Origin of the sequence: Allomuricauda sp. CP2A (genome assembly GCF_001683915.1) — a bacterium.
Taxonomy (GTDB): Bacteria; Bacteroidota; Bacteroidia; order Flavobacteriales; family Flavobacteriaceae; genus Flagellimonas.
On sequence record NZ_LXTT01000071.1, the window covers coordinates 1 to 21,448 of the forward strand.

Below are 21,448 nucleotides of genomic sequence, written 5' to 3' on the forward strand. Positions count from 1 at the left end.
TAGAAGCTGTGAATGGTATCACCACCAATTGCAATACTTGAGAACTGCCCAATCTTCATGGCTGTTCCACATCCAAATGCTATTATAAAGTGTTTTTCACCAATATAAAGGTGTTTTCGGTTCACCCCTTGCTTTAGGTGATGCCAGTGGAGTAGCATAAAAGAAATAATGCCAAGCTTATGGAATAGGGTTTCATGATCGTTTGTTTTTAGTTAACTGTTGTTTGATTTTAATCGTTCAATTTATTTAGTATTCTAAAATAGTCGAAATCAGCATATCCACCTGCTTCCTTTGTGGCATAATTAAAAAGCCCAAAGCGATACCCCATAAAATGCGGCAAGGTGTACGACATTTTCAGTCGGGTGCCCATCCTGACCCATTTATCGCCATCCAAACTATAGTAGAAATCAGCTACATCCTTTAAATCAGTGAAGTCGCACACAGCCCTAAGGTAGACTATATTTTGATCGTGTTGTAAAGCCAAACTTTCCATTTCTTCGGGTTTATCGTTCTGCGAACTCACCATCACCAATTTCTTTGTCCCATTTTCATATTTTACCCCAATTTGTCCATAGTTCTTTTGGAGCAACGCCAACCCCGCAAAATCGCCTTCCTTCATATTTGAAACATCCAAAGCGGTTGCTCCTGAACATACCGGCCCTATGGTTCTTTGGGTCAGTGTATTTCTGGCCTGAACAAAATTTTCATCTGTACGCCCGGTTGTCAATCTCAGATATCCTTTTCTATCGGTCAATGACCACAGACTGTCCACAGGGTTGTGGTTCCATTGCCAGACCAAGGGTAATTTGTGGTCATTTTCTTTTCTATTGAATTCATCACTGGCCACAATATTGGGAATCAAACCGGTACTTGCAGGCAAATCCAAAGTCTGGGGAACTTTACCGTCCACACCCAAAATGGGCCATCCATCCTCCCACGTCACTGGAGCCAGATACGGTATTCTTCCTACGGAACCATAATCCCTGAACAGGTAGGTGAACCACTTGCCATCAGGCGTATCAATCAACCCACCTTGGGCTATACCCCTATCCTGCAAGGCCACTTTGCCCTCGTATGGCCCATAAATGTTATCGGCACGGTACACCAATACGGTTCGCATACCCCCACGGGGCCATGTAATGTTAAAAAGGTAGTACTTTCCATTTACCTTGAACAGTTGGGAACCCTCTGCTCCCAACATGATGTTGTCACCTGCGGGGGCACTGGCATTTTCCATAAGCACCCTCTCGGTACCAGCCTTTACCCCGGATAAATCATCTTGCAATTCAGCGATCATCAGCTTTCCGTTGCCCCATATCATGTAGACCTTCCCGTCTTCATCAAAATGTACCGTAAGGTCGTGATATGAGGGTTCAAAAGATTTGACTTCCCATGGTCCCTTTTCAATATCTTTTGTGGAAAACACATAGGTTTTTCCTGTTGTTGCTGCAAAGGTGAACACGTAGAACATACCATTATGATACCGAATACAACTGGCCCAAGACCCTCTCCCATAGGCGTTTTTCCCATTTTCTAAAACTAGTGCATCAACATTTGCCAAGGTATCGTATGCATAGTTGACCAATTTCCAATTGACCAAATCCGTGGATTTCATGATGGGAACACCCGGACTCATGTGCATGGTTGTACTACTCATGTAGTAGGTATCCCCCACCCGTACCATGGACATGTCGGGCACATCGGCAAAAATGATGGGGTTTTGTGCTTTTTCGTTTTGTGCGCTTCCCATATGGAAGATGAGAAGCATGAGAAAAAGAACCATTAGTTTCATTTGTGAAACCAGTTGATGAACTGAATCATTCACTTTTCTGAAATTCGATACAACAGTCTTACTTTTTATCATTTTGCAAAAATGTATCTTATGAACAACCGTAAATTGTTCCCTTCTATTTTTGAGCATCCAATATAAGTGTTTATTTAACACATTGGTGTTCAATATCCAACAAATTATAGGAAATTGTTTTTTTGGCTTGCTCTATTCCTTCTCTTTTCTCAAGACGATAAGGGGAGAATTTCTAACGATTCCCAGACTGTTTCCCACTCCCAAAACAAATACCAGAAGAATTATTAGCGGCATTATCACAAGGAATGGCACTGATGAAGGTGTAAATGTCATATCAAACAGTACCCAAGCCAATAAAAAGTTGGCCAAAACGGCAAGTACCACTCCCATAAAGGCACCCAAGAACCCCAAAATGGCATATTCAATGGAGATGATGCTTAAAATCTGTGTTCCCTTGGCCCCCAAGGTTCTTAACAAAGCGCCCTGTTTGACCCGTTGGTGCTTACTGCTATAAATGGCCCCCATAAGAACCGCCACTCCCACAAAAATGCTGAAGAAGGCCATAAAGTTTATCACCCAGCTGATTTTACCCAAAATATCCTCCAAAAGGGTCAACATACGTTTTAGATCCAGAATGGAAACATTGGGAAAGGCTTCAACCAGTTCTTGTTGCAGCTTTGCCGAACTTTCATCGTCCCCCGTCCTAGTCGTCATAACTTTAAATTGAGGAGCGTTCTCAAGAACACGAGAAGGAAAAACCACTGAAAAATTAGGTTGCAATCTACTCCAATCCACCTCCCGTATACTCTGTACTTCTGTTTCCATTATCCTCCCTTGAACATTGAAGGAAACTTTATCGCCTATACCCACCATTGCCCTGTTTGCAAAATCTTCGCTGACTGAAATGGGAACATCAGCGTCCTTAACAACAGAAGCAGTCCATTCGCCATTAATGATCCGTTCAGAATTGATAAGACTGTCCCTGTACGTTACCCTGAATTCATGGTTCAATATCCAACGGCTCACTTGGGAAGTAGTATCCCTTCGAATCTCTTCTATATGCTTTCCTTTCAAGCTTTCAACCCGCATGGTCACAATGGGAATTTCATCAATAACAGAAAACCCTGAGGTTTCAATCGTATTTGATATTGCTTCTGCCTGCTCACTTTGAATGTCCATTAAAATCATATTGGCGCTATTGGCACTATCCTCAATGGATGCTTTTTGTAGGAGCATATCCTTGGTAAAATACAGCGTACTGATCAAAAAGGTTCCGATTCCAATGGCCAACACCAAAATAAGGGTCTGGTTTTGTGGCCTGAACAGATTACGTAACCCCTGTCTGGCCGTAAAACTCCACGAGTATGGAAAAAATCGTTTCAACAGCCCCATAAAGAATTTGGCGACCCCGGTAAGAATCAAGAAAACAGCGCTTAAACCTATCACAAAATATAAGGATCGCTCAAAATCTCCCAGAAGCCAAAATGAAAACCCAAGCACAAAAAGAACAATGCCCGCACCCACAGCCAAGGTTGCTTTGGATGAACGAGATTTGCCCTCTTCCACCACACGTAGCGCTTGCAATGGAGAAACATACAATGTCCTGATCAAAGGGTACAGTGCAAATAAAACGGACATGGTGACCCCTAATGCGAGTCCCAAAACAGCATTTTGGAAGGAAAACGATATCCCAACATCAATGGGCAGTAAATCTCCAAGCAGTACCGGAAACAATCGCTGAATGAAATACCCGGCCAAACTGCCCAACAGACCACCAATGATACCCATACAGGCTATTTGGACAAAAAATATGAGATAACTCTGGTATTTTGTCGCCCCCAAACATTTGAGCACCGCAATGGACTTCAGTTTCATTCGGATGTAGATACTCATTCCGCTGGCGATGCCCACACATCCCAAAAGCAGGGAAATGAACCCAACCAAGTTCAAGAACTTTCCGAAGTTTTCGTACCGTCTGCCCATACGTCTCGCCTCGGATACATGGGTGTCAATATCAGCATCCTCATTGTCAAGGACGGGGTCGAGCTCATCGTTCAGAGCCTCCATATCCTGCCCCGCATCGGCCTTAAAATAATATTTGTAGTCAATTCGGCTTCCCGTTTGAACGAGACCCGTTGCCTCAATAAAATTGAGAGGGACAAGTACCGGGGGGGCTATGGCACCAAATACGGAATTACTACCGGGCACTGTTTTTAACGCTCCAGAAATGGGAAATGTAACCGCCCCCAACTTAATACTATCACCCACTTTTAGGTTGAATTGGAGCATGGTTGTGGCATCGACCAATGCCCCATCCTTCCGAAAATCATTGACGGCCGTTTTGGGGTCGGCCTCCAAACCTCCATAAAATGGAAAATCCCCGTCAACACCACGGACTTCCATCAATTTTGTACCCTCATTGCCCGGGAATGCACCCATGGAAAGAAAATTGATTTCCCGTGCATCGGCTCCACCCAAGGAATCCATTATGCCCATGACCCGATCATTGACCGGTTTATCACTTTCAATGACAAAATCGGCGCCCAAAAGGGCCTTTGACTGCAATGAAATATTTTCTTTTAGGAGTCCACTGAACGAGTGGACACTCACAACTGCTGCTACACCAAGGGTTATGGAAAAGATGAACAACAATAGTTTACCATAGCTGGCTTTTCCATCTCGCCATGCCATTTTGAACAACCACAATACCCCCGTTCCATTTTTTTGTCCCACACTCATTAACTATAACTTTCCTCTATTTTACCCGACCTCAATCGGATACTTTTATCGGTCTTTTGGGCCAATTCCAGATCATGGGTTACAATGACCAGAGCGGTACCTTGTTCTTTGTTGAGTTCAAAGAGCAGTTTTTCAATTTTGGCTCCTGTTTCATCATCCAAATTTCCTGTGGGTTCATCGGCAAACAATATTGAGGGTTTATTGGCAAAGGCACGGGCCAAGGCCACTCGCTGTTGCTCCCCTCCCGAGAGTTGGGAAGGATAGTGTCCAGACCGATCTTCCAATCCCACTTTTGCCAATAGCTCTTTTCCTTGTTCCGAAGCTTTTTTTACGCCCCTGAGTTCCAAGGGGACAATTACATTTTCCAATGCGGTAAGGGTTGGCAATAATTGAAAGTCCTGAAAAACAAATCCAACCTTCTGATTCCTCAACCTCGCTCTTCCGTCCTCATCAAGACTGGCCAAATGGTGATCGCACAGCCAAATATCTCCTTCATCCGTAATGTCAAGACCCGCACACAATCCCAACAATGTTGTTTTCCCACTTCCTGATGGCCCAACAATGGCAAAGGTTTCGCCTCTGTCCACTTCAAAAGAAACATCGTTTAATACGGTGAGGTCGTGTTCTCCACTCCGATACGTTTTATGGAGGTGTTGAACTTTTAATATCTTTGACATAAAATGCTTTTGGTTAAAACTCTCAAAATACTAAAATTGACCCTCACCAAAAAAATTCCCCACCCCTCCAAGCAGTTAATGTTTTGTTATTTTTTAACATTCCTACTATTGGGCTGCGGTGAAAAAACCCCAGAAAAAAAAGCAGTTGAAGAATCACAAGTGGAAGAGGAAGCTGTTTCCGTTGTCAGTGATTCCAAAAATAAGATTCTCTTTTTTGGGGATAGCCTCACAGCGGGTTATGGCCTTGAAATGGGACAGTCCTACCCCTCCGTCATTCAACAAAAGATTGATTCATTGGGTTTGGATTACCAAGTTATCAATGCTGGTTTGAGCGGTGAGACCACGGCTAGTGGTAAAAATAGGTTGGAATGGGTCTTGGAGGAAGATATTTCCATCGTAATCATTGAATTGGGTGCAAATGATGGACTTAGGGGGGTGCCGCTTAAAGAAACTGAGTCCAATTTGCGTTCCATGGTGGATATGGTCCAAGTGAAGCTGCCCAATGCCAAAATTGTTCTCGCCGGAATGAAAATTCCACCAAACATGGGGCCAGAATACACCTCCAGATTTGAAAACATTTTCCCTGAACTGGCAGAAGAGGAAAATGTTCACCTGATTCCGTTCCTTCTTGAAAATGTAGGGGGAATACCAGATCTGAACCAAAGTGATGGGATACACCCTACCGAAGAGGGACAAAAAATAGTGGCCCAGAATGTTTGGGATGTTTTAGGGCCAATTCTTTAGCGGAGTCTTCTTAAAAGGTCCAAACGACCAGGAATCCCATTCAATACTGCATTCATAGTTTTTTGATTTCCAATATTGGTTGGTTCACTACCCCTTATTATGCAAACATTTCTTATTCCAGATTCACCGGTAAGGTCAAATAATCTGCTCTCTTCTTTAAAAAACTCCTCGGGTTTGTCCCAGCCAATTTCTTGAATTCCCTGATAAAATGGGATTGGTCGGCAAAGCCGTGTTCATAGGATACTTCGGTGAGGTTGATGGAGTTGGGTACCTGCATGTACTGCTGAACGGCGTTGAGCCGAGAGAGCCGCATATATTCCTTGGCGGTTATACCAAACTTTTTCTTGAACTCTCTTTGCAACTGCCTTGGACTGATGTGGACTTTTTGAATAAGTTCTTCCAAACTCAGCAAACCATGGGACTTGCGAATGATTTCGGATGCCATCCGGACATAATCGTACCCTTTGGCGTTATCCAGCATATTCTTCAACAGGAACGCTTCAGTCAAACGTATTCGTTGTTGAATATTTGTTGATTCCCTTAAACGGGAACAGTAATCCTTAAACTCATTCCCCAATACATCTGTACTATTCTCAAAGGTTGCGGTAAAAAGTGCCGGAGGAACCCCAAAAATATGGTAAATCCCTTCTGGGTTGAACCGCACACCAAATATCTGCACCTGTTCATTGAACCTAACTTCATAAGGTTTGGTCTGCAATCCTATCAAGGTGAATTCCGGGGATTTGCCCCATGTGTCTTCCTTGACCAGTTCGCAATGGTCATGGGTAAGGTGAATGATCAATTCAATACAGCCATTGGGCACTACGGATTGTACAAAGTTGTTTTCAGAATACAGGTTAAAATCTCCTGTATAAAAAGCTTGAACGTATGAGCCCAATGCTGGGGAAGGCCTGTATTCTGAAAACTTGACGTTCATTTTAAACTAATTCCGTCTATTTAATTATACTGTTGAATGTGCAAAACTAATTATAAACCGTTATATATCAACTAAAAAGCAAAGAAGTATCCACTACATTGGATTCAGTGGGCAGCATTTCATTGTCAAACGTTGCCACAATATTATTGGCCCCTCCAAAAACACCAAGCACCTTGGCTGTGGTCTCTCCGATATTCTTGAGGTCGTGGGGAACCATTTCCGGGATGAGCACCAATGCCCCTTTCCCGGCTTTTTGCTTTTCGGTTCCCACCAAAGCTTCCACTTGTCCGTCCAATATCACCAAAAGTTCCTCTGCACTATCGGTGTGCCTGCCCAAATGGTCCCCTGGTTCCAATTCAAAATAAACCGTGGCCAATTTTTTTGAGCCGTGGGCTCCCACCAATGGAAATGTAGCTTTACAATGTTGTTCCTTGTCCTCTTTTCCAATAAACTCGTTCAGTTCAATTTCAGTAACATTTACAGTTGTCATTTTGTTCGTTTTTAAATTAAATATCCTTTTACGTTTGCCTTGCCCGTATTAAAATCAACAGCTCCCAAACCAGCCACTTGTGCACGGTTTACCCATTCATATCTTTCGTCATTGGTGTGGAACTTCATGTTCAATTTTAAAGTGCCCAGATCATTGATCCCAGTTTCCTCCACTAGAATGCTGGCTCCGTCATCGGTTATGATGGTTGCATGTAGATTGAGGAAAAACCGTCCATCGGCCCTTACCTCCAAATAATCGACCCCAGTGATTTTACCATTGATCTTGTCCCCCATGACATCACCCTCAAAATAGATATCGAAACGTGCTCCACTTTTGGGAATAGGCTTACCCTCAATTACATCTTGCATACTGAACCCATATTCCACAAAATCGGTAAGGGCAACATGTTCTTCAAACAAAAGTTCCAAATCGGTTTTTTCCATTACATCCTTCATTGTCTTGATTTAAAAGTTTAAACAAAACTACAGCGACCGACAAAGGCTAAATTGGAGAAAAACGACATATTAAAGAGGATCTACGTGCAAGGTAATAGGAATCATGCCTTCCCTTTAATCGTAAAGCCTAATTTGAACTTAGAGGTTGATGATAGATTCTACAAATTCGTTTGCCTTAAACCATGGCAATTTCCACCTTCTCGAATTCAGGCTTTTCTGCTCCACAAACCAAGCAGGTGTAGTCTTCAGGCAAGTCCTCAAATTTCGTGTTTGGGTCAATTTGGGATTGGGGCTCACCAATATCTTCATCATACACCGTTAAACAGTTCTGACATTGGTGGACCGTATGTTGCGCTTGTTCCTTTTTTGTTGTCTTTTTTGTAGCTGTGGTTTTTTCTTGGCCAAGTTGTTGAAAGTATTCTTTGCTCAATTCAATCAAAAGATTGGGCAATTCTTTTTTATCCACATCTTGGGCATAGACCAAATACTGCCTTGTGTTGGGGTCAAAATCCTTAAAATAACAGACATTATAGGTCGGTCTTACCTGATAATCCAATCCGATCTGGGTCGATGGATTCCTCTCAATGACTATGGATGAAAAATGGGAACGCTTACCTACATCTTTGCTTATGCCAAAGGTAAGTCCATAAGTACTGATGTCGTTCTGATCAAAATTATTGACCAAATATCGTTTAAGTTCCAATGCTTCCTCATCATCTACGGGCAAATGCCAGTTCATTTCCAATTGGGAGTGCCGTACATTGATCCCCCTTTGGCCAAGGAATCTTTCCAGTTCGGGTCGACTTTCTTTGGAAATTCCCTTTACAATGAACGATTTCCATGGTGTGATGCATATTTTTCCGATGCTGTTGTCCAGACAGAATCCGCAGAATTCCTTTAAAAACTGAAGGTCATAACGATTGTTGCGCCAATAGAGGCCCAACCAGAATTGGTCCAATCCCATTCGGTTCATTCCCTCGTAGTAAGGAAACGTAACAAAAGGAATCTGAAGTTCCTTTTTTATGGTTTTGTTGTTATGGGTCTGTAATTTTTGGTTCAGTATGGCAAAGAGTTGATCCACATTGTCCATCGTATGGTACACTTCTTCTATGGCACTGCAAACGGAAACGATGTCCCAGCTATAGATCAATACAGGGTAATACGCACTTTTCTTCCAATGGGGCAACAGGACGTTCAAATACCAATAATCTTCCTCATCGGAAGCCACAAAATTGAGGTTCCCGCTAAAAATGGGCACCAACCGTTGTTTTGGGTCGGTGATATTGATCTTTAGCCTTGGCATAAAATCAAACTGTTCCAAAAGGTACAAGTACGTGGAACCTTTGAGCCAATGCGTAGCATCAAAAATATCCGCAGAGACATAGGAGCAGACAATATTTTGGTACAATCGATCTGCAACAATATCCGTTTTATACTTTGAGGTCTTTACCAATTGTCCTTTTTTGATGCTGTCCAATGGAAAGAGCAAATCCTGTCTTGAGCCAAAATAAACTTCCGATAGCCCTGCTGCCTCAAGCATGGCAATACTGTCTTTGAGCTCGCCCGGTGAAGTGATTCCTCCACTTATCAATATTCTGTGCAAATCGTCGTTCATAGCCTTAAACCAATGTTGTTTTCAGTTGTCCGTTCAATAATGCCTGAACTTCGGGCTTGCAACTTCCACATCCCAATCCGGCCCCTGTTTGGGAACATAACTGGGCAAAATCCGTGCATCCTCCCGCTATGGCATCTTTAATGTTTCCATCACCCACTTGACTACAGGAACAGACCAAACTTCCTTTGAGCGGCTCCATGGTTGATGAACCCCGCAGCAATTCCTCCCTTTTTTCAGAGAGCTCAATCTCTTCTTCTATGAGCCGTTTAAACTCTGCGAACTCATTTTTATCCCCCATTAAAATGGCCCCCTTCAGCGTATCATCCTTTACAATGCATTTTTTGTAAAACCTCTTGCTTACATCCATCAGTAAAATCTCTTCGTAGGTGGAATCGTTCTTCGGGGCATTTACCATCCCGATACTGCACAGGTCCAGATTCTCAAACTTCAAAATATTCATCAACACAGAACCGCTATAAATGCTTCCCAAATCACCGAGGATATAATTTGCGGCCACGTCGGCCTGTTGTTCCGCTGCCGAAGTGATCCCATAGAGTGCATTCTCAAACTCTGCAATTTCTCCCAATGCAAAAATGGACGGGTCGCTCGTCTTCAGATAGGCATTCACCAAAACCCCTCTTCTGGTTTCCAGCCCGGCACTTGTTGCCAAAGACATATTGGGTCTGGTTCCAATCGCATAAACAATGGCATTGCAGCGTAAGGTGCGGCCGGTCTTAAGATTGACCATCAATGTGTATTGGGATTCCTCATCCTCAAAAATGGTACTGACCTCATTGTCAAAAAACAATTGGATTCCCCTTTCGGAAACATCCTCGGCCAATAATTTACTGGAAACAGGGTCCAACTGACGTTCCATTAATCTGGGGGCACGCTGTATGATGCTGATGTTGATATTGATTTTCTTCAGGGCTGCGGCGAGCTCTAGTCCGAGCAAACCTCCCCCCACGATTACCACATGCTGTTCACTGGGGGGAAGCTTTGTTTTTGACAGATAATTTTTAAGCCTGTCCGCATCGCCTCTTTCCCGCATGGTAAATCTACCGGGTAGATCCATTCGCACCTCATTGGGCACAAATGCCCTACTTCCCGTGGCCATTACCATCAAATCGTAATCGTGTACCTCTCCCAAATTATCAGTAACTGTCTTTTCCTTGGGATTAATATTCTGGATACTATTATTGGGGTACAGCCTAATCTTGAGTTTTTCCAGTTCTCCCTGCTTTAATTTTTGAAGGGCCTCCCATGACAGTTCCTCGTTTACATACTCGGGAAGCAGCACACGGTTGTAAAAAGGATGTTCTTCTTTGGAAAACACATGGATCTCGTCCGTTCTGTTCTTTTCCCGATAGGTTTGGATAAAACGATACGCGGCGGCCCCTGCTCCCACAATCACTATTTTTTGTGCGGGCTTCTTGTATTTTTCCACCTGAACGGCGCAGTACTTGAAATCGGGTTCTTTGGAAATGGGGTCCACGATATCATTGGTAAGATTGTTGGCCCTACTAAAATCATCATTCAAGATCTTGCCCCAATGCATCGGTAAAAAAACCACTCTTTCCCTAATATCATAATTGATTTTTACCTTGACCCTTACACTTCCCCGCCTGCTTTTTACCTCGGCAATATCACCTTCCTTAAGGTTTCGCAGATAGGCATCCACCTTGTTCATTTCAAGGAAAGGGGATGGAATGTGGGTCAAAAGACGCTTTACTTTTCCCGTTTTGGTTCGGGTATGCCATTGATCTCTGACCCTTCCCGTGTTGAGCACCAATGGAAAATCGGGGGTGGGCATTTCTGATGTATTGTACAGATTTCGTGGTGCATTAAAATGCACTTTTCCATTAGCGGTGAAATACTTCTGATCCTGAAAAAGGCGTGGTGTCCCCTTGTGTTCGGGTGAAGGTACAGGCCATTGAAAGCTGCCCTCTTTTTTGAGGCGCGCGTGAGACAGTCCAGAAATATCAATATTGGTTCCCTTGGTCATCAAACAGTATTCGTCATACACTTCGGAGACGTTGGTATAGTCAAAGCCACCATATCCCATTTCCTGGGCAAACCGCCACAGGATCTCTGCATCGGGCAAGGCCTCGCCGGGAGCATCAATGACTTTGGGCAAATAACTTATCCGGCGTTCGGAATTGGTCATGGTGCCCTCTTTTTCCAACCAACCTGCCGCTGGCAACAGCAAATCGGCATATTCTGTGGTTTCTGAATTATGGGATATATCCTGAACGATGACAAAATTGGCCTTTTCAAGAGCCTTCTCAATTTTTTTGGCATTGGGCAGACTCACTATGGGGTTGGTGCAAATAATCCAAATGGCCTTCATTTTCCCGGATTCCAGAGCATTGAACATTTCCGTTGCCGTAAGACCGGGCTCCCCTTTGATTTCCTTCCCTCCCCAAAATTGCCGAACCTCTTCTCTGTGTTTGGGATTGCCCAAATCCCGATGGGCCGCCAGCAAACTGGCCATCCCTCCTACTTCACGACCTCCCATGGCATTGGGCTGCCCTGTCAACGAAAAAGGACCCGAACCTGGCTTTCCAATATGCCCGGTCAATAAGGAAAGGTTCAACAACGAAACGTTTTTGTCCACTCCAATGACACTTTGGTTCAGCCCCATGGTCCACATACTGATGAATCCCTTCGCATCGGCGATCATTTTGGCCGCTTTGCGTATTTCTTCAGCGGTGATCCCACATTTTTCCGCTGCTTTGCGAATGGAAAGCTCAAAAGCCTTTTGCTTGCACGCTTCAAAATTGGAGGTATGCTTTTGTATGAATGATTTATCTATTTTTTTCTTTTCAATCAACCATCTCGCCATGGCATTGAAGAGGATCACGTCTGTTCCGGGCAATATTTGCAAATGCAGGTCCGCCAATGCACAAGTCTGTGTCTTACGCGGATCCACAACAATCAATTTAACCTTGGGGTTTTGCTCCTTATGTTTTTCAATTCGACGGAACAGGATTGGGTGGCACCAGGCCGGATTTGCACCGGCAATCAGAAAACAGTCCGCCAATTCAATGTCAGCATAAGCAATGGGAACAGCATCGTTGCCCACTGTTTTTTTGTAGCCAACAACGGCGGAACTCATGCAAAGCCGGGAGTTTGTATCAATATTATTGGTACCCAAGAAGCCTTTGGTGAGTTTGTTTGCCAAATAATATTCTTCGGTAAGGCATTGTCCGGAAACATAGAGGCCAACACTATCCGGGCCATGACGATCTATGATACTTCTGAAAACCGCGGCGGCTCTTTTTAAGGCAATATCCCAACTGACCCTTTGCATGGGATGGTTGCGACTCCATCGCATTTCTGGGTACAATATGCGATCATTGGTATCCTGGGCTACGTAGTTCAACGTTTTACCTTTTGAACACAACATCCCCTTGTTGACAGGATAGTCCTCGTCTCCTTTTACGGACAGTACGCCTTTTACATCTTTGGTCACCGTAATACCGCAACCCACTCCACAATACGAACAAATGGTATTATGTTTTTCTTTTTCCTGCATCGTATTCACACCGTATTTTTCGATGTCGAAAATTATAAATTTACGTACAAATACGTAGTAAGAATATGCTAAAAGTGATGCTCTAAATCGAGAGAATGATAAAAATTGTAGTAAAAGGTTGAAAAATTGAAACCTACACTAAATTGTACTTGTTGGCTTTTTTGGAAAGATCCATTAGGTTTTTCACCTCCATTTTCTTCATTAAATTAAAGCGATGCGTCTCGATGGTGCGTTTACTGTTCTGCAATTTTTCTGAAATCTCCTTGTTGGTATACCCTGCCAAGACCAATTCCAATACCTGAAGTTCCTTATTGGTCAGGTCAAAAGGATTGCCCTTGCTTTCTTTGGATGGTGAGGAGCTTGGCTTTTTATCGGAACTGAACAGATTGTTCACAAGTACATTTGAGATATCCCCACTAAAGTACTTCCCGCCTTCTTGAACCATATGGATTGCCTTTACAAACTCAGTTTTACCAGTATCTTTCAGAAGATAGCCATTGGCCCCGGCCTTTACCGATTTAAGAATGTATTCTTCCGAATCGTGCATGGAAAGAATTATGGATTTGGTCTTGGATTTCCCTTTGGCATTTAGGCGCTCCACGGTTTCAATACCGCCCAATTCCGGCATTCGAATATCAATGATCAGAATATCTGGGGATTTTTCATCCACCATTTTAAGCGCGTCCAAGCCATTGGAAACCTCGCCTATTACATCCAAACCTGGTTCTTCCTCCAATAGTGCACGTATACCATCCCTAACCAAAGAGTGGTCATCGGCCAAAACTATGGTAATGGTCTGTTGGTGTTCCGAATCTTGCATTTCACAAAAATAGTCGAATTATTGAAATACTTTGAACATAGAAAAGGCCGCCCCATTTAAAATGGAACAGCCTATAAAACCAACTAACTCTAAATTTTACTTATCCGTTGTAAACAACTTGGGTTTTAGGATCAACATGGCCCACGCCCAATTTTGTGTGCTGGCCGCGTCTGACTCGGTGATGCCCTTAAGCTCGTACATACCGTCTGCTGGAAATAAGTGCGAGTATCCCAGTTTTAGGGCATATCCATTGAATTTTTGGGTAAACACCAAATCCACCTCGGTACCCAATGCGTTTTCTCCGCTGGGCAGGTCTTGTTCTCCCTTGAAATTCAACATCTTGGCCAATAGACCTGATTTCTCACCCAATTTGAAATTGGCACTGGCGTGAATATCAAATATTCCAACAGAGTTGGCATGATTGCCCACATAGAAATAATCCATAAGGCCGTTGAACTTGTGGTTGGTGCCATATAGTGGAAAAAAGGCGGCAGTTTCCCCGGTTGTCTGTCCATCATTTCCACTAATGATTTCAATTCCTGCACCAAGACCTACTGTGCTTGACGCCTTATAGCTGAGGTCGAGTCCCAACAAATAAGCTCCTTTGACGTCCAACTCGCCTTGTCTTTCCCCTGTTTGAAAAAAAGCGTTGGCCGCCAACCCAAAACTTCCTTTTTTATAGGTAAGATGTGCTCCAATGGTCTGCAAATTGCTTACGCCATCCGCGCTATCGTTCTCATCAAAATTTTGAAAGCCATTGTTGAGCAATACCAAGCTTGCCGCAAAGCTTTCCCACTTTTGTTTGAGGTACAGCATCTGCATGGTCTTATAACTGAAAAATCCCATGGTGTTATAGGTATTTCCAATGGATTGGAAACCACTTGGATTGTCATAATCTTGATTGAAGGCAAGGGCAAAATCCAACATAAAATCATTTTTGGAATACCTTATCAAGGCGGCATCATGGTTTCGGGCCTGTTGTGTCCAATCCACTTCACCCAAGATTCGCTGATCATCATAAGAAAGTACCTGCCTACCTAATTTTGTGGACCACCCAGAACCCAGTTGGATTTGGGCCCATGCTTCAAAAATGGCAAAGGAATTGTTCTCATCATCCGGTCGTAGTTGACGGTTTTCGCCCCACACCAAAACATCTTGGAGGCTCACATAAAAGGCATACTTTTCCGTTTGGTATGCTGTATTTAAACGAACCCGCGTAGCGGTTGCAAAACCAGGGTCGGACGCTTTGGGAATCAATCCTCCAAAACCATTTCTATATTCTGTTCTAGGTCGAAACTGCCCATCCACAACAAACTGGGCAAAGGAAAAATGCATTCCCAAAAGGCATAGGCAAACAAGGGATCCTTTTGTATTGATATACTTCATAACGCTTACTTTTTGGTTGAATTAATTAGGGAACTGTATCAGAAGAAACACTAGCCTTCCACGGTGGACATGGCCATTTTGCCCTCCATTTCCTGAAGCACAGCTTCTTCATCGGCGGTAGAGAACCTAATGGCAAAAGCACTTATGGCCGCTACGACCACAAAAACTCCAATAATAAAATATCCGCTCGACACTGCATCGGAGGCCGCGGCAGCTTGCGCGGCCTTTACCGCTTCCTCGCCCAAGGATGCATTGGCCTTTATTGCACTACTTTCTGCAACAGCCGATTTTGACTTTAAGAAAAGTGCTGCCAAAAATGCCCCAACATTACCTCCTGCCCCAACAATTCCAGAGATGGAACCAATAGCTTTTTTATTGATAAAGGGAACTACGGAAAATGTTGCGCCTTCCGCCATTTGTACCGTAAGACTGAATGCGACCAAGAAAATGATTCCCACCGCAAGACTGGTGGTCAATGAGAACACGGAAAGCATGATGCCTTCGGCCATCAAGATAAAAGTAAGAAACAAAACCCGTCCTCGAAGTCCTTTCAACTTTCCGAATCGGTCCCCAAAGAAGCCTCCCAAAGTACGCGCAAAAATATTCATCAAGGCAAAGGACAACACTATATTTCCCGCTGTAATTCTGTCCAATCCGAAAGTATTTTGCAAGTAATCGTCCATGGTGCCATACACGGTAAGTTCCATACCAAAACACGCGGCATATACCAAGAACAAAATCCAAACCCGATAATCTTTTAGAGTGCTTGCAAAGGAAATTTTATCTTTTTTCAAGACCGGCATATTCCCCGTTTTCCGTAATGCAGTAAAATTTCCTTCCGGGGTATCTTGGGTAAAGAAGTAATAGACAAGCCCCATGGAAAAACAAACCATCCCGGCAATGACCATGGAATAGCGCCATGCCATTTCATCGGCTACGCCAAAGCTCACAACCGCGGCTGCAATCAATGGCATACCTAATCTGTTGGCACCACCACCAAGGTTTCCCCATCCTGCAGATGTGGCATTGGCCGTACCTACAATATTGGGGGCAAACATTATGGACGTATGGAATTGGGTAATAACAAAGGAAGCCCCTATAAATCCAATAAAAAACCTACAGAGCAAAAACTGCAAAGGGGTTTGCACCAAACCTATCAGCACCACAGGTATGGCACCAATAATCAACAACCATGTGTAACACAGTCTGGGGCCGTACTTATCGCAAAGCTTACCAATGAGCAATCGGGCAAAAACCGTACCCGTAACAGCTAGAATAATCGAATTCCATTTTTGCGATGGGGTCAACCCTAAATCCCTTACTACATCGGGCATAAAGGGAACGATACCAAACCATGCAAAAAAACAAATGAAGAAGGCAATGGAGGATATCCAGAACGTTCTAATGGGAATACTTTTTAAATTCAATAGATTTAATCGTGTGGCTTTCATAATACGTATATTAGTAGATTAGATATTCAAATCTAAGTATTTATACGTATTTTAATGGTCAAGATGTCAAATAACTACGTATTTTTATAAAATGTTATAAATGATGTCGATCATATTATGTCATCCGAAAATTGAACGTAGGTTTTTTAACAATCTGGGAATTAAAACTTCCTGCTTGGGAAGTCCTATTATATTAAGGTATACGTTTAGAGCTCCATTCCAACAACCCTTTGGATGGCATCTTCAAAAAATAATGGGTGGTCGGCAACCACATCACCTATAACAATGATTCCCGGACACGATAAATCTATTTCATCCAACATGCGGACAGCATCCTTTAATGTGCCCGTAACACAATTCTCATTGGACAACGTTCCGTTCTGAATGATGGCTAGTGGCGTATAACTTTTTCTATATTTCCCTATTTCTCTAGCTATTTCAACCAATTTACGGACACCCATCAAAACAACCAGTGTTGCCGAAGATTGTGCCGCAAATTGAAAATCCTTGGAGAGACCACCCTCTTTTGTGGTGGCGGTCACCACCCAAAAACTGCTGCTCACTCCTCTTTTGGTAATAGATATTCCCTGGCTTGCAGGTACGGCAATAGCACTTGATATGCCCGGAACCACCTCAACAGGAATCCCAAAAGACTCAATATATTCCACTTCCTCCGACCCCCTACCAAACACAAATGGGTCCCCTCCTTTCAATCGCACTACATGACCGTATATAAATGCATTCTCCACAATCAAGGTGTTAATTTTATCTTGGGAAAAGCTATGCTTCCCGCATCGTTTCCCTACGTATATTTTTGGAGTTTGTTCAGGGGCTTCATCCAACAGAGCAGTATCCGTCAGCGCATCGTACAACACCACATCAGCCTGTTGCAAAACTTTTAAACCTCTAACAGAAATAAGGTCTGCCGAACCTGGCCCAGCACCTACCAACGTTACTTTTGCTTCTTTTGAGTATTGCTTCATTATAAATATATGTTTTGAATTTTATGAATCTCGCAACAAGAATACGTATTTATTTTCAAAAAAACACTAAATATATACGTAATTATACTTAGTTTTGATTCGTGTTTCAAAATCATGTGGATATGAAAACTGTAATTGTAGTGGGCAACGGAATGGTAGGGTATAAGTTTTGCGAAAAATTTATCGCAGCCTCCTCCGGTGATGCATATAAGCTTGTGGTTTTTGGGGAAGAACCCAGACCAGCGTATGACAGGGTGCATCTCAGTGAATATTTTGAAAACCAAGATGCAAAAGCCTTGGAACTTGCCCCCGCTTCCTGGTACAAAGAGAATGGCATTGAACTTATTACGGGGCAACGGGTCTCCGATATTAAAAAGGAAGCCAAGGAGATCCACACCGCTTCGGGCAACTCTTACGGATATGATTACTTGGTACTGGCCACAGGCTCCGTACCTTTTGTACCTCCTATCCCCGGTGTTGAAAAGGAAGGGGTCTTTGTCTACCGAACCATTGAGGACTTGGAGGACATGATGGCCTATGCCTCTCAAATCAAAGCCATTAAACCCAATGGAAAAGCAGCTATTCTAGGGGGTGGCCTCTTGGGACTGGAAGCTGGAAAAGCAGTATTCGACATGGGATTGGAACCCCACGTAGTGGAATTTGCCCCAAAATTGATGCCCAGACAATTGGACACGCGAAGCAGCAACGTACTCCGATTAAAATTGGAGTCTATGGGGATTCAGGTTCATTTGAGCAAGGCGACCAACCAAATTTTGGGCGATACGGTGATTGAGGGCATGGAGTTTGGGGAAGATGATCAACTGGACGTGGATATGCTCATCATCTCCGCGGGAATCCGCCCCAGGGATGAACTTGGCAAAACCTGTGGCCTTGAAATGGGTACCCGTGGCGGAATTGTCGTCAACAATAAAATGCAAACATCGGCTAAGGATATATTTGCCATAGGCGAAGTGGCCCTCTACAACCAAATGATCTATGGTCTTGTTGCACCAGGTTATGAAATGGCCGATGTGGCCGTAAACCAAATATTGGGCAGCCAAGACATTATCATGCCAGAAAATATAGACATGTCCACAAAACTCAAATTAATGGGGGTGGATGTGGCCAGTTTTGGCACTCCCTACATGCCAGCGGACAAGGGGTTGTCCATCATTTTTGAAAATAAGACCAAGTTCCTCTACAAGCGAATCAATGTAAGCCATGATGGAAAGACACTCTTGGGAGGAATTCTCGTTGGAGATGCTTCGGACTACAATATTCTGCATCAAATGTACCTGAACGGAATGGCTTTGCCCGATAATGCAGAAGAACTGATCGTGGGAGCACGTGGCGAAGGTGGTTCTGCCTTTGGCAGTGCAATGGATCTACCTGACACTGCCCAGATATGTTCCTGTGAAAGTGTTTCCAAAGGAAACATCTGCTCCTCCCTCCTGAATGGCGAATCGGATTCCCTTAAAGATATTATAAGCTGTACCAAGGCCACCACAGGTTGTGGAGGATGCAAGCCCATGGTCGTGGAGCTGGTCAACGAGACCCTTAAATCCATGGGGAAAGAGGTAAAAGATGTTATTTGCGAACACTTTGAATATACCCGACAAGAGTTGTACGGCATCATCAAAGTAAAGGGCATCACAAGCTATGATGTAGCCCTTGACAAATGTGGCAAAGGTGATGGCTGCGAAGTGTGCAAACCTGCCCTTGCCTCCATTTTTGCCACTATTTATAACGATACGGCCAACAAAGAAGATGTGATCCAGGATTCCAACGACCGTTTTTTGGCCAATATCCAGCGGAATGGAACCTATTCCGTGGTACCAAGGATCCCCGGCGGGGAAATAACCCCCGATAAGCTGATCGTGCTGGGAGATGTGGCCAAAGAATACAAGCTGTACACCAAAATTACAGGTGGGCAGCGCATAGATTTATTTGGGGCTGAGTTGAACGACCTTCCCGCCATCTGGAAAAAATTGATTGATGCAGGGTTTGAAAGCGGACATGCCTACGGGAAAGCATTACGTACCGTAAAAAGCTGTGTAGGTTCCACTTGGTGCCGCTATGGAATGGACGAGAGTGTAAGTTTTGCCATTGAACTTGAAGAACGCTATAAAGGAATTCGGTCACCCCATAAGTTGAAGGGCGGTGTATCTGGGTGCATTCGTGAGTGTGCAGAGGCCCGCGGCAAGGATTTTGGGGTTATTGCCGTGGAAGGCGGTTGGAACCTTTATGTATGCGGAAATGGCGGAGCTACACCAAAGCACGCCCAATTGTTGGCAGAGCAAATTGATAACGAAACGGTCATCAAATATCTGGACCGCTTTTTAATGTACTACATCCGAACCGCTGCCCCATTGATGCGTACCGCAGCTTGGCTGGAAAAACTGGAAGGCGGTATAGACCAACTCAAAAAGGTAGTGGTAGAAGACAGCTTAAACATTGCCAAGGAACTCGAAACGGATATGCAGGCCCTTGTGGACAAATATGAATGCGAATGGAGGCAAGCTGTGGAAAATGAGGAAATCGGTAAGCGTTTCAAGCATTTTGTGAATGCCGATGATAGGGACGACAACTTGGTCTTTGTCCCTATGCGGGAACAGAAAATGCCAGAACCATGGACCAACTAAAAACAAAAACTGATTATCCGTTTAATGTCATAATGGGTGTTTTTGGCGTCATGTTGAACTTGTTTCAACATCTCACCCTGCTGAATATGAGCATCTTTATGTGGCCCTGAATCAAGTTCAGGGTGACGTTAGTGATATTATGACACATTACGGACATCCAAAAAACTAAAAATATGGAAACACTATTTCAACAGTACGCCCCGGTATCTTTGGAAAAAGCAACCGTGTGGTTCAAAGCCTGCCATGAACGGGACATACCTGAAAATGGCGGGGCATGTATCAAATATAAGGACAAGCAAATAGCGGTATATCATTTTAAACGGAAACAAAAATGGTACGCCTGCCAAAACCTGTGCCCCCATAAAATGGAAATGGTACTATCACGAGGCATGATAGGAGATTCCGAAGGCATTGCCAAAGTGGCCTGCCCCATGCACAAAAAAACATTCTCTTTGGAAACCGGGGAAAACCTCAACGGGGATTTGCCCTCCATAGCCACTTTTCCGGTAAAATTGGAAAATGGCTTTGTTTATATTGGTTTTTCTGAATAGATTTAAGAAAACCAATACATATGGGCATGTCCAAAAAACTTTTGGAAGCATTCAAATTATTTGATGAGGCCAATGCACAAGACCCCAACAAGGAAATTTTTGAAGGGGCAGCATATCCTAAAGAACTTTTGTACGCCGAGCGAATGACGGATATTCTGAATGAATTTGAACCCGATGCTTCGGAAGCATTACAGTTAACGGCACGTTGCCAGCACATCTGTAGATGGGAAATACCCAGGGAATCCTATGAAATGAATCGGGTGGGCTACCTAAAGTGGAGACAGGAACTTAAAAAATTTCACGCCGAAAAGGCCAGCTCCATATTACAAAAAGTGGGCTACGATGATGAAACCATTGACAGGGTCTCTTTCCTGTTACTTAAAAAACAATTGAAAAAAGATGAGGAGACCCAGACCTTGGAGGATGTTATCTGCTTGGTATTTTTAAAATATTATTACGAGCCGTTCCAAATAAAGCACGATGACGACAAAATCATCTCCATTTTGCAAAAAACCTGGAAAAAGATGTCTCCAAAGGGTCATAAGGCCGCTTTGGCACTGTCTTTTTCGGAAAGAGGGAAGGAACTGGTCTCCAAAGCCTTATCCAACTAATGCCT

The 21,448-nt window shown here is 43.6% G+C and carries 16 protein-coding genes; 4 read left to right on the forward strand and 12 right to left on the reverse strand.

What is annotated here, in order from left to right; genetic code table 11:
- Positions 1 to 229 precede the first annotated feature (229 nt).
- From A7D14_RS08590 to A7D14_RS08600, 3 genes are all read right to left on the reverse strand, one after another.
- Positions 230 to 1,792, reverse strand: a complete 1,563-nt coding sequence (locus A7D14_RS08590) for a glycoside hydrolase 43 family protein (protein ID WP_067032933.1) — start codon at positions 1,790 to 1,792, stop codon at positions 230 to 232.
- Positions 1,793 to 1,996: 204 nt separating this feature from the next.
- Positions 1,997 to 4,543 (reverse strand): ABC transporter permease, encoded by a 2,547-nt coding sequence (locus A7D14_RS08595; RefSeq protein WP_067032842.1) that lies wholly within the window; start codon positions 4,541 to 4,543, stop codon positions 1,997 to 1,999.
- On the reverse strand, positions 4,543 to 5,220 hold the full coding sequence (locus A7D14_RS08600) for an ABC transporter ATP-binding protein (RefSeq protein WP_067032845.1): 678 nt from the start codon (positions 5,218 to 5,220) through the stop codon (positions 4,543 to 4,545). Before A7D14_RS08600 ends, A7D14_RS08595 begins: the two co-directional genes overlap by 1 nt.
- A 36-nt stretch (positions 5,221 to 5,256) precedes the next feature.
- Between A7D14_RS08600 and A7D14_RS08605 the strand changes: the two genes are divergently transcribed.
- Positions 5,257 to 5,964 carry an arylesterase gene (locus A7D14_RS08605; RefSeq protein ID WP_255307421.1) on the forward strand — a complete coding sequence of 236 codons (708 nt, stop codon included), beginning with the start codon at positions 5,257 to 5,259 and terminating at the stop codon, positions 5,962 to 5,964.
- Positions 5,965 to 6,076: 112 nt separating this feature from the next.
- Here A7D14_RS08605 and A7D14_RS08610 read toward each other — a convergent pair whose 3' ends face one another.
- The 9 genes from A7D14_RS08610 to cobA all read right to left on the reverse strand — a co-directional run bounded on the left by A7D14_RS08610 (position 6,077) and on the right by cobA (position 17,639).
- Positions 6,077 to 6,901, reverse strand: coding sequence for a helix-turn-helix transcriptional regulator (locus A7D14_RS08610; RefSeq protein WP_067032848.1), 825 nt, complete (start codon positions 6,899 to 6,901; stop codon positions 6,077 to 6,079).
- A 67-nt stretch (positions 6,902 to 6,968) separates the two neighbouring features.
- Positions 6,969 to 7,391: a cupin domain-containing protein gene (locus A7D14_RS08615; RefSeq protein WP_067032850.1), complete on the reverse strand. Its 423-nt coding sequence runs from the start codon at positions 7,389 to 7,391 to the stop codon at positions 6,969 to 6,971.
- Between the two features lie 11 nt (positions 7,392 to 7,402).
- Complete coding sequence (locus A7D14_RS08620; protein ID WP_067032852.1) at positions 7,403 to 7,846, reverse strand: DUF3237 family protein; 444 nt, start codon at positions 7,844 to 7,846, stop codon at positions 7,403 to 7,405.
- Between the two features lie 175 nt (positions 7,847 to 8,021).
- Entirely contained in the window at positions 8,022 to 9,461 is a 1,440-nt protein-coding gene (locus A7D14_RS08625) for a rubredoxin (protein ID WP_067032854.1), read from the reverse strand.
- Between the two features lie 4 nt (positions 9,462 to 9,465).
- Entirely contained in the window at positions 9,466 to 12,999 is a 3,534-nt protein-coding gene (locus A7D14_RS08630) for a nitrate reductase (protein WP_067032856.1), read from the reverse strand.
- A 133-nt stretch (positions 13,000 to 13,132) separates the two neighbouring features.
- Entirely contained in the window at positions 13,133 to 13,819 is a 687-nt protein-coding gene (locus A7D14_RS08635; protein WP_067032858.1) for a response regulator transcription factor, read from the reverse strand.
- A gap of 96 nt (positions 13,820 to 13,915) precedes the next feature.
- The gene (locus A7D14_RS08640; protein ID WP_067032860.1) at positions 13,916 to 15,205 is read right to left on the reverse strand and encodes an alginate export family protein; all 1,290 of its coding nucleotides are present in this window, start codon (positions 15,203 to 15,205) and stop codon (positions 13,916 to 13,918) included.
- Between the two features lie 50 nt (positions 15,206 to 15,255).
- Positions 15,256 to 16,656: an MFS transporter gene (locus A7D14_RS08645; RefSeq protein ID WP_067032862.1), complete on the reverse strand. Its 1,401-nt coding sequence runs from the start codon at positions 16,654 to 16,656 to the stop codon at positions 15,256 to 15,258.
- A 206-nt stretch (positions 16,657 to 16,862) separates the two neighbouring features.
- Positions 16,863 to 17,639, reverse strand: coding sequence for a uroporphyrinogen-III C-methyltransferase (gene cobA / locus A7D14_RS08650; RefSeq protein WP_067032870.1), 777 nt, complete (start codon positions 17,637 to 17,639; stop codon positions 16,863 to 16,865).
- Between the two features lie 122 nt (positions 17,640 to 17,761).
- Between cobA and nirB the strand changes: the two genes are divergently transcribed.
- The 3 genes from nirB (at position 17,762) to A7D14_RS08665 (ending at position 21,443) form a co-directional block, all read left to right on the forward strand.
- A complete protein-coding gene (nirB, locus tag A7D14_RS08655) occupies positions 17,762 to 20,281 on the forward strand; it encodes a nitrite reductase large subunit NirB (protein WP_067032872.1) in 2,520 nt (839 codons plus the stop codon).
- Between the two features lie 173 nt (positions 20,282 to 20,454).
- Positions 20,455 to 20,832 (forward strand): nitrite reductase small subunit NirD, encoded by a 378-nt coding sequence (gene nirD, locus A7D14_RS08660; RefSeq protein ID WP_067032874.1) that lies wholly within the window; start codon positions 20,455 to 20,457, stop codon positions 20,830 to 20,832.
- Positions 20,833 to 20,852: 20 nt separating this feature from the next.
- Positions 20,853 to 21,443, forward strand: coding sequence for a DUF4202 domain-containing protein (locus tag A7D14_RS08665; RefSeq protein WP_067032876.1), 591 nt, complete (start codon positions 20,853 to 20,855; stop codon positions 21,441 to 21,443).
- The last annotated feature ends 5 nt before the right edge of the window (positions 21,444 to 21,448 follow it).

What these genes read in the sequence shown, in the direction of transcription:
- A7D14_RS08590 (WP_067032933.1), bottom strand. Translation starts at nt 1,792, where the DNA reads ATGAAACTAATGGTTCTTTTTCTCATGCTTCTCATCTTCCATATGGGA.
- A7D14_RS08595 (WP_067032842.1), bottom strand. Translation starts at nt 4,543, where the DNA reads ATGAGTGTGGGACAAAAAAATGGAACGGGGGTATTGTGGTTGTTCAAA.
- A7D14_RS08600 (WP_067032845.1), bottom strand. Translation starts at nt 5,220, where the DNA reads ATGTCAAAGATATTAAAAGTTCAACACCTCCATAAAACGTATCGGAGT.
- A7D14_RS08610 (WP_067032848.1), bottom strand. Translation starts at nt 6,901, where the DNA reads ATGAACGTCAAGTTTTCAGAATACAGGCCTTCCCCAGCATTGGGCTCA.
- A7D14_RS08615 (WP_067032850.1), bottom strand. Translation starts at nt 7,391, where the DNA reads ATGACAACTGTAAATGTTACTGAAATTGAACTGAACGAGTTTATTGGA.
- A7D14_RS08620 (WP_067032852.1), bottom strand. Translation starts at nt 7,846, where the DNA reads ATGAAGGATGTAATGGAAAAAACCGATTTGGAACTTTTGTTTGAAGAA.
- A7D14_RS08625 (WP_067032854.1), bottom strand. Translation starts at nt 9,461, where the DNA reads ATGAACGACGATTTGCACAGAATATTGATAAGTGGAGGAATCACTTCA.
- A7D14_RS08630 (WP_067032856.1), bottom strand. Translation starts at nt 12,999, where the DNA reads ATGCAGGAAAAAGAAAAACATAATACCATTTGTTCGTATTGTGGAGTG.
- A7D14_RS08635 (WP_067032858.1), bottom strand. Translation starts at nt 13,819, where the DNA reads ATGCAAGATTCGGAACACCAACAGACCATTACCATAGTTTTGGCCGAT.
- A7D14_RS08640 (WP_067032860.1), bottom strand. Translation starts at nt 15,205, where the DNA reads ATGAAGTATATCAATACAAAAGGATCCCTTGTTTGCCTATGCCTTTTG.
- A7D14_RS08645 (WP_067032862.1), bottom strand. Translation starts at nt 16,656, where the DNA reads ATGAAAGCCACACGATTAAATCTATTGAATTTAAAAAGTATTCCCATT.
- cobA (WP_067032870.1), bottom strand. Translation starts at nt 17,639, where the DNA reads ATGAAGCAATACTCAAAAGAAGCAAAAGTAACGTTGGTAGGTGCTGGG.
- nirB (WP_067032872.1), top strand. Translation starts at nt 17,762, where the DNA reads ATGAAAACTGTAATTGTAGTGGGCAACGGAATGGTAGGGTATAAGTTT.
- nirD (WP_067032874.1), top strand. Translation starts at nt 20,455, where the DNA reads ATGGAAACACTATTTCAACAGTACGCCCCGGTATCTTTGGAAAAAGCA.
- A7D14_RS08665 (WP_067032876.1), top strand. Translation starts at nt 20,853, where the DNA reads ATGGGCATGTCCAAAAAACTTTTGGAAGCATTCAAATTATTTGATGAG.